The sequence below is a fragment of the Sporosarcina ureae genome (assembly GCF_002109325.1).
GTDB lineage: Bacteria > Bacillota > Bacilli > Bacillales_A > Planococcaceae > Sporosarcina > Sporosarcina ureae_C.
In genome coordinates this window covers 2,314,977-2,328,262 of the sequence record NZ_CP015348.1, presented here as the reverse complement: position 1 = coordinate 2,328,262, position 13,286 = coordinate 2,314,977, and the positions used below count along the sequence as shown (strand labels likewise).

Sequence of the window (13,286 nt, the reverse complement as noted above, 5' to 3'; positions counted from 1 at the left end):
TTATAGCCTATACGAAGGTATGAGTCCCTTTTTATACAAGAACGCTATCGCATTCAAAAATGAACTAGGCACTTTTTTCGAAAAGTAACGTTTTTGATAAAATTGTCGATGTGCTTTTTTAAGATTATTCCATTGTTTACAGTTCTTTTTCTGTCTATACCGTGCCACATCGATGAGCCGCACTTGCTCATCAGGCGTGATGAAAATATTGCGTAAATGAATGTCTGAAGGATTCAATCCGCAATTTACTGCTAAAGATAACGCATGATCAATCTCTTTTATATGCACCTCTGTAATTAATCGCCCATTGGTCATACAATCGAAAAGCGTTTCTCCTTCAATATAATCCATCACCACATAATTCGCTCCCGTTTCATAAATACTAGGGAAATAGCGAATGCTTGTAAGTGATTGATACACTTCAGCTTCTTCTTTCGCGATATACGAAGAACCTGGAAAGAACACTTTAATGGCTTTATTCGAAGACATAATCCTAAAAACAAATGCACTTCTCCCTGTTCCGACTAGCTGCAACGAAGGATTATAGCCCAGTAGACGATTCTTTTTATTTATGATGATCGAATCTACAAGTTCTTGATACATACTCAATATATTACCTCCAGTAGTTTTAAAAAATAAAAAAGAGACATCAAGACCAATTATTGGTCTCGATGTCTCTACTAAAATAAAAGACCTCACCAAATAATTGGTAAGGTCTCGCAAACAACGTGAGTTGCCAGTAAGGCCGAGGATGTATATCCTGTATTGACGACTTTTACTGTAATAGCTACTCCCCTTAACGGAAGCGGAACGTATAATGTTGTAAGTTCACTATAAACCGAAACGGATGATACATCAATGAATTGCATGGATCATCACGAAACAATTCATGATTTAATACATACACGATGTAAGTCGTTGACGAACATCTCTACATGTTCTTTCTTCGTAGCCCAGCTTGTACAAAATCTTACCGCGCTATGTGTAGCATCTACCTTTTCCCAGTGAGAGAATGAATAGTTATTGCTTAATTCCGCAATGACATACTCCGGCAAAATCGGGAATTGCTGATTCGTTGTGGAATCATAGCGTAAGGCAAATCCATTTTCCACGAATGCTTGGCGAAGGATCAACGCCATATCCACAGCATGTTTCGAAACTTCATAGTACAAACCATCTTCAAACAATGTTTCAAACTGGATGCCTAAAAGTCGTCCTTTAGCCAGCAAGCCACCTCTTTGTTTGATCAAATAGCGGAAATCTTTTTTTAGTGACTCATTTGTGATAACTACCGCTTCGCCAAACATGGCACCGATTTTCGTTCCGCCAATATAGAATACGTCACATAGTCGTGCATAATCTGCCAGTGTGATATCGTTATCTGGCGATGCCAAACCGTATCCTAATCTAGCTCCGTCCAGTATGAGTGGCAGCTGACTTTCCTTACACACTTTATTCAAAGCTTCCAGTTCAGCTTTTGTGTAAGTCGTTCCATTTTCTGTAGGGTTCGAAATATAGACGAGACCTGGTTGCACAGAATGCTCAGGACTTGCATCACTCCAATGAGCATCGACTAATTCTTTCACTTGATCAGCTGTAATCTTTCCGTCTTCACTCGGTATCGTAAGCACTTTATGTCCAGTCGCTTCAATGGCACCCGTTTCGTGTGTAGCGATATGGCCACTATCTGCAGCGATGGCACCTTGATATGGACGCAAAATCGAAGCGATGATTGTCGTATTGGTTTGAGTCCCCCCTACTAAAAAGTGGACATCTGCTTCTGGTGCTTCACACTCTTTTCGAATAAATCCTCTAGCCTTTTCACAGTGTTCGTCCATACCGTATCCAGGAGTTTGTTCTTCATTCGTCTCAATCAATCGTTTCAGAATTCGCTCATGAGCGCCTTCCGTATAATCATTTTCAAATCGTATCATAGTTGTCCATCTCCAAATATGCTTGATTTTTTTTGCAAGTATACCATAGAAATGTGGGTGCCTGTTGTAATTTAAATTGTTCTTATAATGTCGAATGTTTCGATTGTTCTTTAATTAAAAGCGGCTAGAACGTACTTATTCTGTGAAAAGCTGATGTAACTCGCTATCTTGCTCAAGCATACGTTGAATGAGTGTTTCCAATTCCTTTTCATTTGCAACGTCATGTAATTCCTTACCGTACCAATCTTCTAACTTCGCTTTGGTAATCTTATATGAATGATCTTCAAAATCAAAGACAACCCATTCGGCATTATCAATTAATGTAAATAGATAACTAGCATTGTAAACAGCCGCTTCCTCATATTCACGTTCAGCCATTTCTGTATCTATATTTTCATACATGATGGTCATTCCATACGGTTGTGTTTTTGTTTCAAGCGAAACCTCATGAAACTTTTCAGCGTATGGAAGTTGTTCAATTATATGAATAACCGCACTATTATCCCCAATCAATGATCCTTTGTATTGAAATACATCCTCACTCTTTTGATTCGTAGTGGAACTACAACCTGTCAATAGAAGGAGTAAACATAGTGGTAGTAGCAAACGCTTTGTGATGTTCTTCATTTTTCATCCCCCTCATTCGTCTTCATTGATCAAGCTAGTCGAATTAAAATGCCACGATTACATGAAAGGTCCATTTTCTTTTATTTTCAACACTTTGTTTACAAGCAGTGAAATGTGGAAAAATATTAACGAAGCTAACACACCGAGTATAAAAAAATTGGATATGAGCAATCCCGAGACTTCTCCGTCGATCAGGTACGTGATGAGTAAAAGTAAGCCTACAATGAATAATCCGCCTGCTATATATACGAGGATGTACGTGATGTATTTCAAGACTTCATTTCGAAACTTGATTTTCTCGAAATAGACATCGACGTAATGCGAGTACACAATCCCACCAATTACATATATGGGTAAGGAATAAAGGAGGTATAGAACAAACAGCGCGCTGATAGTGAAGGTACTAACGCCATCTCGCTGTTCCATTGAAGATGTATATTCAAAAAAAGCCAAGCTTAAAGCAAATACTAGTGCAGAAAGTATAGCGATACTAAATCTTCGTAAAAGTTTCATTTATTTTACCTCTATTCATGCTAAAACCTTAAGGTAGATGTGATTCACACAACGTTCGATGGTTGTCACTTTATTTACAATCACATCATTCATCGCCGAATACACTCCCTCTTTCCCGAATGCTTTGTAATACTTCTGCTCGTTGCTGGTTAAGGTTAAGGTTAATGTACATACTAATAGCCTTCATTCGCTGTTTTATAAACTCATTTTCATCACGGCAAGAAAGTAACTTACCTGTTGAAAAAATTTGCATAGCAAATACTGTATCTACCTCTCGAATATTGACTAAATCGACTTCCCTTTTAGCAACTTGTGCTAGTTCACCCGCTAATATAAAACGTTCATATGATGAAAGTAAATCAACTGCATAATAACCCAAATCAATATCACTGTCTTCTCTAGCAGTACCTTTTCCATGAGATCCAAATAATAAAATAAATGACGGATTTACTCGTTCATTTAGCAAGTCTACAACTTCTTTTTTTATTTCTTCAGATAGCATGACTCTAACCACTTTCGTCTGTTTTATCTATTATAAAAGGAGTAACCAAAAATGGCTACTCCTCCCCTCAACCACACTCGTTTCTTACATAACGATTTGCCGTTAACGCGCCCATTTGCTGAACAAGTAGTTTTGGCTCCTTAATTACCTTGAATGTTTATTTTCATCGCTAACGGACACAGTATAAATGCAATATAGCCACCCAATGTATTTATTATTATGTCATCAATATTAAAGCCTCGTTCCATTATCCAACCAAAGTATGTAAATGAGAGTTGAATAGTTTCAATCGCAAGACTTACAAGAAATATTATTAGATATGCTTTAGTTTTCTTTTTTACTTTAAATAAAAAAGCTAAGTAAACTCCCAAAGGCATTAACATAATAAAATTAAAGAATGTTAACTTTAAAGAATTCCAAAAGAACCAGTCCATACCGTTGATCTGATACATCTTATACAAATCCCACAAAAAATATAAAGGGACTATTTGAGTGTTTAGCATATTACCTTTGAAAGGTGGGATTACAATCCCGCCAATAGTAAGATGGGTCATAATTAGCATATAAAAAATAAAACTGTAAAAAAACATTCTTCTTACGAAATTTCTACTTCTGTTTCTAACAAAATCAACAAAAATATACAAAAGTAAAATCATTGATCCAAACAAACCCACATCATAAATTGAATACAAAATTTCACCGCCCATACTCTACAACAAAATGGCCCGATTCAGGCACAATCCTTATCTCACAAACGCGCCCGATTACCGAAGATTATAGATTTCATTCTTCTACTAATAAACAATAGTAATTTTAATTTCTTTTCGTTTAATTAGATCCGCTAAAGTAATTCCATCTATTTTCACATAATCAATTATATATTGATTAAGGTCATCAAAATACTCGCTCACCCTTTTTTGACCAATCCACATAGCTCTTCCTTCTAAAGAATGTGAAATAAAGTATTCTTGCTTCTGATAAACAAATTCAATTTCCCTACCTTGTTCCAAGTAAAATACAAAGTGTTCATAACTAATACTCTCACCTGCTGGGACATCATCAAACCTTTTTAGTTTATCCATATTACAACAACCTTTCTTAAAGGTCCATTTTATGAAAAAGGACACAATCCTTATTTAAGAATCGCGCCCGACTGAAGAATAGTTATCAACGTAAATTTTCTTCGCCAGATAGTTCAACTCATTTTTCTAGATTTAAAATTTCAACTTCGTAATTATTAATACCCTTGCTGGCAAGTTCTTTTTCAAAATACAATTTCGCTTTTTCTTTATTACTTAAGCTATCTCCGTCCACTTGTACTGATAAGATTTTTTCACTCTGACTAACTCCCATACCAGTTACGCCAAATTTCATTTCAGCATGATCATATAATTCCGTTTCAAAAAGATTATCGATTTTCTCATCTTCAGTTGACGAAGCGAATGAAATGTAATCATTTCCAAAATAAAATAATGAACAAGACATCACAGCAACTATAGCACTATATTTCTTTTTCATAACCAATCATTCTTCCTTTCCCTGAGCCTATTAATGCATCTGCTAGTTCAATTAAAAAACACTTACTCATTTCATTTTATATAATTAAGTATCCTCTTGTAGTATTTTCTTACTTCGACAGAATTGTGATCTTTAACTTTTTCAGCTAAGGAAACTAATGAATGTTTATCTCTCATTTTTCGTTCCGAGTTGGCAACTTTTTTCATAGTGTAAGCCATCACTTCAGATGCAATGAATTCATCTGGATTGTCCATAACAATAATAGCTTGTGACACTAACCAATCCAAATCACAATCTGCCACAGAATAATATAAAAAACTATCTGTAATCAAGAATGGATCATCACCCTTTTCAACCTCTCTCTCAAGTTGTCCAGTTGAATAAGAGCTTTCCGAAACTAATTCAAATTCATTCACTTCACTATCTCGTGAAAGTTTATGTATAAACTCTTTGAAATTACTCGCTATTATTATTTCGATATTTTCTTCTGAATCTGAGAAGGAAACGCAAGGCTCCTCTTTTTTTTGCCGATAATCCAGAAAGAACCAACTATGCCCATCACCGCTAATTAGCACAATGTCATTAGGTAAATCCCATTCTTTAACCATATACGGCGTAATAAGAATTCCTTCATTTTTCCTACTTCCAATACCAAGAAGATGATCCACAATCACATTCATTTTACTAATCTCAATAGAATTTTTAAATAATCGTCCACCATTTTGTATCCTCATTAATTCAACATAAAAGTCTGGTAGTATTATGTTTAAACTTTTCTCTGCTTTTATTAACATATCCTCTGTCAATTCTTCCAATTCATATTCATCCAATGGTTCCTGCTCCCAAAGTCTATCAACCATAACAAAATCACCTATTTCCATTATTAATAAAATGAACTGCCGTAATAGCAATTGAATCTAACAATCTAGCCCTTTTGCTTAACGGGCGCAAATCCTTGTTGAAGATTTGCGCCCGTTAATTTAAACATTAGTTATTGTTCCAATATCCTCTTTAACTCATTCGTTTGTTCCGCTGGAAGATCAGAATAAATATCGGAACCTTCATTGTATAAAATTGCGCTAGCGTCATCTTGATACCAAACGTATCTACTTATTTCAGCAATACTTTCCTTGGGTTTGTCGAGTGAAAAGAAAGTGTCTGCCACTTCCCGTAAGTCTCTTGGTTTTTCCACTTTCTTTTCATCATTCATGATTTCTCTCAAAGTTCCAATCGATGCTGAATCTGAGAGATCACTATGAAATTTTATGCCTTCGCCTCCATCGTCAATAAAAGGAGCACCCACTCTAAGGACTTCCTCTTTTGTACATCCCATAACCATTACTGACAAAATTAATACAGAAAAAATTAATACAACCTTTTTAATTTTAATTACCTTCCCTCAATAGCATTTCCACTTGTAATAAGTTTAGAATTTCTTTTATTTTTACATCTGAAAAATAAATAGTCGCTACTCTTTTACTTATTAATCCATTCCAGCCGATCATAGCATAATTTCATATATTTACCATCTTGCAATAGTTAATAATTTCTTTGAAGCCACGATTGAATATATCCAAAGGGAAAGTAGAGCTATAAAGTTTATTTCCCGGGAATAATGGTCTTTTTCTTTTCATTTCTCATAAGTTCCCACACCGCACACATACACATCAAAATCCCAAATATCGTAATGACAACGACGGGAGATATGATTTTAACGAAGCTGAAACCTATCATCGCGCAGCCAACAATCAAATAATGATGGACTGCGTGTAAATGGTAGGTATCTTGCTCAGCATGCCAGGCACGGAAGTATCCTTGTAACAGTCCAAGAATAACCTGCAATAAAATGACCGCATAAGGAAGAATGTCAGATGAATTCTTTATAGCGCCTATTAATATATACACGATTCCCATCCCTGCATAAATGAACATGAGATACGAATGGTCCTTATTTGTTCTTGATTGTGCGATTTGGTATCCCCAGGCAGCCGCGAAAGAAAATGCCGCAAAGAACCAGGCAAATAAAGTAAACGTCAAAGATACTTCTTTTAACCAAATGATATAATATGGGAAAATAACAACCTGCCCGACCGTGACCACCAACGGTAAATAACGCGTACCTTTATGATTCATGCTGCGTTCCCTCATTTTACATAATAGTCGTAAAACATATTCTGGAAAACGTTATTCGGATCTCTACGTAACTTTTCCTCAGCAAATTTCTCCCACTGAGGATAGGAGCGCCTGAACTGTTCCTTCGTCTGATAACGATAATATGGCAAGTAATACGTTCCGCCATGGTCTAATGTTAGATGGGTCCAGTTTTGGATGATAGACGTCGCTTCGGAAATCTGTTCTTCCTTTAACCCATGCTGCATTAAAACAACCAAACCAAACATATCTTCTTTGGCATAGTTTAAAATGGTGAATGGATCCGCAGCGGCATATCGAATAGTTATATTATGAATTTTGAAATCCTCATTTTTATCATTGGCTGGGATTATGTTTTTCAACTCGTTCATATAGGCTTCAAATCTATGAACCGGAATAAAAAATTCCTGCAACACTTCCACACGACCCGGCTTCGTATATTCCATAAACGTAGATTCCGAACGCATCACATTATTTCGGGTAATCTCTTTCCCATCAATAGAAGCAATATAACGCTTTTGTGTTCCCCAAAAAAGATTTTCTAAAGCACCCCCATGTCGGCCAATATCAAGTGCTAACTTAGTTAAACGAACACTTCGTTCTTTTTTAAGCGCCGTCACATAATCCCGTTTTTCTGTCTGTTTGTAATTGATCACATACATTTCATCTAAAAAGGAACTGGGTGCTACGCTCACTCTGGCATAATGCATGGCCATATTTTGATCATTTAATAACTGGTCAAAATAAGAAGCATACGCGTCAATTTTCATTTTTTCTGTTTGAACTGTATATAGTTTGTTTTCCGTTACGTCCACTGTTACATCTACTATCACGCCAAATAATCCATAGCCACCAAATATGTACTTCATCCATTCATCCGGATCCTCTCGGGTTATGGTCTTAATGTCACCTTCAGGGGTAATGATTGTCATTTCCTTTATCGTTTCAGCCATCGAACCAAAGCGGATATCTCGCCCATGTGCATTTACAGATAGTGAACCACCAATTGTAAAAATCGATTGAGATTGCGTCACTTTCAAAGCCAGTCCAAGAGGTTGTATGGCCTCCTGCACATCTTCCCAAGTAGCGCCTGCTTCTACACGAACCGTTTTTTGCCGTTCATCTATTTCCAAAACACGATTGAACGTCCGCATATCCAAAACAACTCCATTTTTGTAATACGTGTGGCCACCTTGTGAGTGCTGCAATCCAGCAATTGCAATTTGTTGCCCATCGACGTTCGCTTGTTTCACAATCCTTTGCAATTCACTTCGGTTTTCAGCTTTCACCACTCGTTCAATACGTTCAGGAAGTAGACCGGTGTAATCTGTGACTAAACCGCTTTGAGTGAGCCCATATTTCCTCTTCTCAATCGGAATGTTCCATAAGATAACGGATACAAAAACAACAACTAGACTTCCAAGGAACCAAGGTTTCTTTACTAAGAGTGCTATCGTTTGCATATGATTTCCTTATCTAGTCAGTCTTTTAATCAATAGGAATAATGGGTTTCAATTTTAACGATCGTATCCACTAGGACGTATGTGAAAAACTAGAAATAGTAGAGTTTACAAAGCAGTTACACTTTATTGACTACTTTTCGTTCTTACTTTTACTCTTATGAACAAGATAATCGATAATCCAAAACGAAAATAACAGGATATAAGCGTAGACATAACCGTTTTGCGGTACACTGTAAATTAAGAATATGCCCGTTAACAGAACGAAAGATAATGTGATCAAATACAACTTACTTTTTGACGACCTCATAAAACACACCTTCCATTCAAATAAATAGAACTGATTAACTAGATAGAAGAAGACATTCTATTCGTAAATCCACTTGTAATTGGAGGTATTATAAACTGTTTTACTTCTACAACAAGGACATGTATATTTTCAATCATTCCAAGACCTTTTCAGCTCTCACAACCTGTTTTGATACCAACTGGCTTGTTCATGACATAACACTTGGGCAATGCTCGTCCTCAATAAAAGGATAGTGGGTGCAAACTCGTTGCAGCCAGACGCGGAGGGCGGTGAACTACTCTCTTCGCTTCACTCGCTAAAGCCGCTCTTCGTAACGGCTCTAGCTGATACTCCCGAAGCCGGCTGTAAGGAAGATCGACTAGCTGACTACAGAGGATCTCTGCGACAATTGCGCCGGATAATAGAACAAATGCTAATCCCAATAATTAAAAATAACTTCTCCGTTTGTATTCGGTCTCCAATGTTTTTCGTTTTTTAATTCAATCTCTGATAAGTCATGAAAATCGGGATTAAAGGGTTCATTTAGAAATGCCATTTCTAAAATTGTGTAGTATGGTCTTAATGTGTTTATTACATCTTCACAATCTAAATAATGGATTTGAAGTTCATTTTCATATGAAGCGGTGGCAACATAAGGAAAGTATTCATGAAGTAAAATGGACATTATACTTTCACCTATCTTTATATCCAAGCGAAAATAATTTAATGGATATTTGGGCGAAATATAACCAATTACTTCACCATGAAATTTCCTGGCAATTTCATATCCTAACTTTTTAAATAAGTGTCCATCCATCTTCTTTAAATCAATATTGTGGTTTGCTAAACCTGTAATATACTTTGGTAACCGCATTTGATTCACCTCATCTCCACAAGCACTTATACTTCTAAATGGTCCTATTACAGAAAACGGGTGAAATTTATCTTATAGAATCGCCCCCGTTTACAGAGTTTTACTCATTAAATAAATCTTCATCTGGATAAGCAGCAGTCCAATGAAAAGGTTGCACCTCTGATAAAGTCTTAAAAACTAACTCTTTTCCTGGTACAGTAACTGCTACCTTTACTTTTGGTCCCCAATAAATTAATCTTTCCTGACATACTCCACACGGGGATAGTACCTTGAAATCCGAATGTTCATCATCTCGTACTACGCATATTGAATGGGTTACCCTTTTGTCTAGTTTATGAGCTTCTAGAATTGCCCCTGTTTCGATACAGAGTTCCGTGGAAGCAACAATAACTTCAGGTGCTATACTTGTCATAATCGTACCATCCTCTAATGCCATTGCTGCAGCACCACCCCAATTAGAAGGATATCTTTTTTTAATTAATTCAACTGCCGAATCGAATAATTGCTTTTCTATGTCCATTTTTATTCTCCCCATAAATAAGTGTTTTATTTTGTGTATTTCCCACTAAATGGTCCCATTGTAGCCCAGCCCTTATTCATTAAACGCGCCCAATAATGGAATAATGTATTATTGATTTCTAAAATCAAACTTATCCTTTGGCACGTCCAATGAATGCCCATTAATAACTACTGTATCATTATCTGTCCAAGTGATACTTGCATTTTCTTCACGATAATTCCAATAGATATTTTTAGTTTTATTACTTTTTTCATTAAATACCAACTCCCCACGAACAGCATATGAAACTGTTGCACCTCCGTTGGTGACATAAGCCTTTAGCGTATACTTTCCATCGGGAGATGTCTCTTCTGTCAAGTATTCTCCTGTCGGCAATCTGTTCATATCAATGAATAACGCATAAAATCCATATCCGATTAATGCAATAAACAATAAACCTACGACTAAAAACACTTTTAATACTTTTTTATAAGTTGACTTTTTTCCACCTTTTATATTAATTTCTTCCGTAGTTCCCAAAGAGAATCCCCTTTTCAACTTCTATAATCTGGCCCGTTAATGGCATAAAATTTGTGCCACAATCAAGCACACGATTGTCCCACATTACCTATTTTTCACCGCATCATCTGATTGTACATATAAAAACCATATAAGACGGGTAACAGCAAGCCAAGTGCTAAACAAATAACTGCTGCTAACTTTGACTGTTTAACAACACGTTCATCGTTAAGTCTTAAATGTTGGAAAAATGTAAGTGTAAAATAAAAACAAGTAATGATTAAAATTGTTGAGAGCATACCAATCCAATTTCCTGCCCCCATAAAATTCATATCATTCATTCTTTCAATCTCCTCTTCTAATAATTTGGTCCGATTGTAGCCCTGCCCTTATTCAGTAAACGTATCCATTTGTTAAAATATGTTCTTTAACCAAGTAAGTATATATACAAACATAAGTGGTTCAATCAATACAAGGCAAAGTAAAATGATGAAAAAGGATACACACGATATTATTTTCATTACGCCATTTTCCCTTTTGAGAAAAGCGATAAAACTAAAGATCATGCCAATTACTAAAAAGATATAACCGACTAGAACAACAGGCTCCATTATTTCAGGTGTTATCCAATTGACCACAAATGCCACTAATCCTAAAACTATAAAAACAATTGACCAGGTACTAAAAGGGCTTTTCATGTGTATCCATCCCCTTTTGTTAACCGTTCACTTCGGCCCGTTTAAAGCTCAAATCTTATTCTGTTAATGCCCCATTCTAATAAAAAACTATTTGTCTGATTGCTTAACTAAAATCAAACCTAATTTAAATAGCATATACAATATGAAAATAATCACTAAAGTTCTTGATAGTACAAATCCGTCAAGAGCTAATTCATAGCCGCCCGATAGTAATAGATCCGGGTTAATAATAAGAAAAGCTGCGATCAGTATAGGAATTGCAATTAAAAAAACGGCTAAAGTAGATTTATTGCTCATTTTCGTCCCCTCCTTTTTTTATTTATGCCATTCAGTTATGTAAAGATTCAATTGCCCTTACAAGTTACCTTCTCTTACTCATTATTCTTACTCTATTGCGGTACTCTGATAGTTACTTATAAAACAAACTTTTATTTATGAGATACGTCATAAAAGACGGTAGTATAGTGATCAAAAACTGCCCAGAAATCGCCTTGCAGATTACCTAACATCGTTTGTAAATCACTTCTCCAAAAATACTTTCCGTTTTTTATAAATCTAATACTCTCTTCTAAGTTCAGGAAGTTATTTAAACTATCTACCAGGTGTACTCTTTGTTCCCTAGAATAATCTCCTTCAGACACAACAAGGTGTAACAAGGTGTTTCTTGCCTGTTGTACATCCAAAAGCATTCTATCCAGTTTGTCTTTATCCATTGTTTTCGAGTCCGTACCGATCAGTCATTCTTGTTCAAAAACCGGAAGAATAAATTGAGTTCGATTTACCGTAGGGTTGTGATGATCACTTTCTACATCCTTATCTAGATCTTTCTCATAGGCAGCTTTAAACTGACCCATCTTTTCTTCGTAGGTTTTGCTGTTATGAGTTTCTGGAACAGGATGATAGGTAAAGCTTTGATGGATGCTAAAAGGCGAGAACGGATAATACCAAGATATGAAAGCTACAACAAGTACAATACATACTCCTGCACCTATCCCCCAGATCTTCTTTTTACATTTTGTATTCATATAAAGCCCCTTTATCATCAGACTAATCCGCTTGTTCATTCAGATAGTTCGGTCTGATTGCAATATCAAGCGATCGCGTCGGAAAGTTTAAGCACGTCATAGATTAGCTTTCCGTTTCATTTTCGTTTCTCTCTTTTATATATCTCTCGTACGCCTCTTTCACTCTGTCATTGCTATCGGCTGGTACGACTTGTTTATGGATTTCATTAATTAATATGAATGACCTAAAAATGACTCCGATGATCAGTACACATAAGATATATATTCCGACAGGGCCAAAGAAGATCAACATCCCCGAAAACATGGCCACTAGTATGGTTGACAAGTACTTCACAAAACTCCTCCTTCAATAACTACCTGACTGTCGCAAAAGAGTCCGATTGCGTTAATGGACTCTTTTGCGTTCATACATCTGCATTCATCTCTACATTTCTTTTTCTAACGTCAAAAATTGTTTTTACAGCCAAAATAACATACAGCGCAATAAACCCCACTTTGACCGCGATTGGCCACTCCCAGATTACAGCTGAAAAGACGACTCCGAGTGTTATAGCCACATAGTACTGAATTTTATATGATTTTTTCGAGAAAATATCCACGACGAATAAAACAATGAATAAACCCATGAATAAATTTCTTAAAACTACAATCATAGTACTTGAATCCATATCTTCATG

At 36.1% G+C, this 13,286-nt stretch carries 21 protein-coding genes; all 21 read right to left on the bottom strand.

Annotated elements, in window-relative coordinates; genetic code table 11:
- The 21 genes from SporoP32a_RS11560 to SporoP32a_RS11455 all read right to left on the bottom strand — a co-directional run bounded on the left by SporoP32a_RS11560 (nucleotide 1) and on the right by SporoP32a_RS11455 (nucleotide 13,277).
- Nucleotides 1–603: an RIO1 family regulatory kinase/ATPase domain-containing protein gene (locus SporoP32a_RS11560; RefSeq protein ID WP_085429069.1), complete on the bottom strand. Its 603-nt coding sequence runs from the start codon at nucleotides 601–603 to the stop codon at nucleotides 1–3.
- Between the two features lie 284 nt (nucleotides 604–887).
- Nucleotides 888–1,934, bottom strand: coding sequence for a threonine aldolase family protein (locus tag SporoP32a_RS11555; protein ID WP_085428019.1), 1,047 nt, complete (start codon nucleotides 1,932–1,934; stop codon nucleotides 888–890).
- A gap of 135 nt (nucleotides 1,935–2,069) precedes the next feature.
- Entirely contained in the window at nucleotides 2,070–2,561 is a 492-nt protein-coding gene (locus SporoP32a_RS11550; protein ID WP_085428018.1) for a DUF4825 domain-containing protein, read from the bottom strand.
- Between the two features lie 57 nt (nucleotides 2,562–2,618).
- Nucleotides 2,619–2,987 (bottom strand): hypothetical protein, encoded by a 369-nt coding sequence (locus SporoP32a_RS11545; protein WP_198166155.1) that lies wholly within the window; start codon nucleotides 2,985–2,987, stop codon nucleotides 2,619–2,621.
- Nucleotides 2,988–3,159: 172 nt separating this feature from the next.
- A complete protein-coding gene (gene mntA / locus SporoP32a_RS11540) occupies nucleotides 3,160–3,576 on the bottom strand; it encodes a type VII toxin-antitoxin system MntA family adenylyltransferase antitoxin (RefSeq protein WP_085428016.1) in 417 nt (138 codons plus the stop codon).
- 140 nt (nucleotides 3,577–3,716) lie between these two features.
- Nucleotides 3,717–4,283, bottom strand: coding sequence for a VanZ family protein (locus SporoP32a_RS11535; RefSeq protein ID WP_085428015.1), 567 nt, complete (start codon nucleotides 4,281–4,283; stop codon nucleotides 3,717–3,719).
- An 87-nt stretch (nucleotides 4,284–4,370) separates the two neighbouring features.
- On the bottom strand, nucleotides 4,371–4,658 hold the full coding sequence (locus SporoP32a_RS11530; RefSeq protein ID WP_085428014.1) for a hypothetical protein: 288 nt from the start codon (nucleotides 4,656–4,658) through the stop codon (nucleotides 4,371–4,373).
- Between the two features lie 118 nt (nucleotides 4,659–4,776).
- Entirely contained in the window at nucleotides 4,777–5,094 is a 318-nt protein-coding gene (locus SporoP32a_RS11525) for a YolC/YozM family protein (RefSeq protein WP_085428013.1), read from the bottom strand.
- A 71-nt stretch (nucleotides 5,095–5,165) separates the two neighbouring features.
- The gene (locus SporoP32a_RS11520; protein ID WP_157129973.1) at nucleotides 5,166–5,975 is read right to left on the bottom strand and encodes an SMI1/KNR4 family protein; all 810 of its coding nucleotides are present in this window, start codon (nucleotides 5,973–5,975) and stop codon (nucleotides 5,166–5,168) included.
- A gap of 110 nt (nucleotides 5,976–6,085) precedes the next feature.
- On the bottom strand, nucleotides 6,086–6,442 hold the full coding sequence (locus tag SporoP32a_RS11515) for a hypothetical protein (RefSeq protein ID WP_157129972.1): 357 nt from the start codon (nucleotides 6,440–6,442) through the stop codon (nucleotides 6,086–6,088).
- 251 nt (nucleotides 6,443–6,693) lie between these two features.
- Nucleotides 6,694–7,227, bottom strand: a complete 534-nt coding sequence (locus tag SporoP32a_RS11510; RefSeq protein ID WP_085428010.1) for a hypothetical protein — start codon at nucleotides 7,225–7,227, stop codon at nucleotides 6,694–6,696.
- 11 nt (nucleotides 7,228–7,238) lie between these two features.
- Nucleotides 7,239–8,708 carry an FAD-binding oxidoreductase gene (locus tag SporoP32a_RS11505; protein WP_085428009.1) on the bottom strand — a complete coding sequence of 490 codons (1,470 nt, stop codon included), beginning with the start codon at nucleotides 8,706–8,708 and terminating at the stop codon, nucleotides 7,239–7,241.
- 719 nt (nucleotides 8,709–9,427) lie between these two features.
- Nucleotides 9,428–9,868 carry a hypothetical protein gene (locus tag SporoP32a_RS11500; protein ID WP_085428008.1) on the bottom strand — a complete coding sequence of 147 codons (441 nt, stop codon included), beginning with the start codon at nucleotides 9,866–9,868 and terminating at the stop codon, nucleotides 9,428–9,430.
- 100 nt (nucleotides 9,869–9,968) lie between these two features.
- Nucleotides 9,969–10,388 (bottom strand): cytidine deaminase, encoded by a 420-nt coding sequence (locus SporoP32a_RS11495; RefSeq protein WP_085428007.1) that lies wholly within the window; start codon nucleotides 10,386–10,388, stop codon nucleotides 9,969–9,971.
- A 108-nt stretch (nucleotides 10,389–10,496) separates the two neighbouring features.
- Nucleotides 10,497–10,907: a DUF5412 domain-containing protein gene (locus SporoP32a_RS11490; RefSeq protein ID WP_232319521.1), complete on the bottom strand. Its 411-nt coding sequence runs from the start codon at nucleotides 10,905–10,907 to the stop codon at nucleotides 10,497–10,499.
- Between the two features lie 95 nt (nucleotides 10,908–11,002).
- Nucleotides 11,003–11,227, bottom strand: coding sequence for a hypothetical protein (locus tag SporoP32a_RS11485; protein WP_085428006.1), 225 nt, complete (start codon nucleotides 11,225–11,227; stop codon nucleotides 11,003–11,005).
- A 444-nt stretch (nucleotides 11,228–11,671) separates the two neighbouring features.
- Nucleotides 11,672–11,881, bottom strand: a complete 210-nt coding sequence (locus tag SporoP32a_RS11475) for a hypothetical protein (protein ID WP_085428004.1) — start codon at nucleotides 11,879–11,881, stop codon at nucleotides 11,672–11,674.
- A gap of 131 nt (nucleotides 11,882–12,012) precedes the next feature.
- The gene (locus SporoP32a_RS11470; RefSeq protein WP_085428003.1) at nucleotides 12,013–12,297 is read right to left on the bottom strand and encodes a hypothetical protein; all 285 of its coding nucleotides are present in this window, start codon (nucleotides 12,295–12,297) and stop codon (nucleotides 12,013–12,015) included.
- 24 nt (nucleotides 12,298–12,321) lie between these two features.
- Complete coding sequence (locus tag SporoP32a_RS11465) at nucleotides 12,322–12,648, bottom strand: hypothetical protein (protein WP_157129971.1); 327 nt, start codon at nucleotides 12,646–12,648, stop codon at nucleotides 12,322–12,324.
- Between the two features lie 64 nt (nucleotides 12,649–12,712).
- On the bottom strand, nucleotides 12,713–12,943 hold the full coding sequence (locus SporoP32a_RS11460) for an ATP-dependent Lon protease (RefSeq protein ID WP_232319520.1): 231 nt from the start codon (nucleotides 12,941–12,943) through the stop codon (nucleotides 12,713–12,715).
- Nucleotides 12,944–13,013: 70 nt separating this feature from the next.
- Nucleotides 13,014–13,277 (bottom strand): hypothetical protein, encoded by a 264-nt coding sequence (locus SporoP32a_RS11455; RefSeq protein ID WP_085428001.1) that lies wholly within the window; start codon nucleotides 13,275–13,277, stop codon nucleotides 13,014–13,016.
- Nucleotides 13,278–13,286: the final 9 nt, after the last annotated feature.

Excerpts from the sequence above, each read along its gene's own strand:
- SporoP32a_RS11560 (WP_085429069.1), bottom strand. The coding sequence starts at position 603 with ATGTATCAAGAACTTGTAGATTCGATCATCATAAATAAAAAGAATCGT.
- SporoP32a_RS11555 (WP_085428019.1), bottom strand. The coding sequence starts at position 1,934 with ATGATACGATTTGAAAATGATTATACGGAAGGCGCTCATGAGCGAATT.
- SporoP32a_RS11550 (WP_085428018.1), bottom strand. The coding sequence starts at position 2,561 with ATGAAGAACATCACAAAGCGTTTGCTACTACCACTATGTTTACTCCTT.
- SporoP32a_RS11545 (WP_198166155.1), bottom strand. The coding sequence starts at position 2,987 with ATGGAACAGCGAGATGGCGTTAGTACCTTCACTATCAGCGCGCTGTTT.
- mntA (WP_085428016.1), bottom strand. The coding sequence starts at position 3,576 with ATGCTATCTGAAGAAATAAAAAAAGAAGTTGTAGACTTGCTAAATGAA.
- SporoP32a_RS11535 (WP_085428015.1), bottom strand. The coding sequence starts at position 4,283 with ATGGGCGGTGAAATTTTGTATTCAATTTATGATGTGGGTTTGTTTGGA.
- SporoP32a_RS11530 (WP_085428014.1), bottom strand. The coding sequence starts at position 4,658 with ATGGATAAACTAAAAAGGTTTGATGATGTCCCAGCAGGTGAGAGTATT.
- SporoP32a_RS11525 (WP_085428013.1), bottom strand. The coding sequence starts at position 5,094 with ATGAAAAAGAAATATAGTGCTATAGTTGCTGTGATGTCTTGTTCATTA.
- SporoP32a_RS11520 (WP_157129973.1), bottom strand. The coding sequence starts at position 5,975 with ATGGAAATAGGTGATTTTGTTATGGTTGATAGACTTTGGGAGCAGGAA.
- SporoP32a_RS11510 (WP_085428010.1), bottom strand. The coding sequence starts at position 7,227 with ATGAATCATAAAGGTACGCGTTATTTACCGTTGGTGGTCACGGTCGGG.
- SporoP32a_RS11505 (WP_085428009.1), bottom strand. The coding sequence starts at position 8,708 with ATGCAAACGATAGCACTCTTAGTAAAGAAACCTTGGTTCCTTGGAAGT.
- SporoP32a_RS11500 (WP_085428008.1), bottom strand. The coding sequence starts at position 9,868 with ATGCGGTTACCAAAGTATATTACAGGTTTAGCAAACCACAATATTGAT.
- SporoP32a_RS11495 (WP_085428007.1), bottom strand. The coding sequence starts at position 10,388 with ATGGACATAGAAAAGCAATTATTCGATTCGGCAGTTGAATTAATTAAA.
- SporoP32a_RS11485 (WP_085428006.1), bottom strand. The coding sequence starts at position 11,227 with ATGAATGATATGAATTTTATGGGGGCAGGAAATTGGATTGGTATGCTC.
- SporoP32a_RS11475 (WP_085428004.1), bottom strand. The coding sequence starts at position 11,881 with ATGAGCAATAAATCTACTTTAGCCGTTTTTTTAATTGCAATTCCTATA.
- SporoP32a_RS11470 (WP_085428003.1), bottom strand. The coding sequence starts at position 12,297 with ATGGATAAAGACAAACTGGATAGAATGCTTTTGGATGTACAACAGGCA.
- SporoP32a_RS11465 (WP_157129971.1), bottom strand. The coding sequence starts at position 12,648 with ATGAACAAGCGGATTAGTCTGATGATAAAGGGGCTTTATATGAATACA.
- SporoP32a_RS11455 (WP_085428001.1), bottom strand. The coding sequence starts at position 13,277 with ATGGATTCAAGTACTATGATTGTAGTTTTAAGAAATTTATTCATGGGT.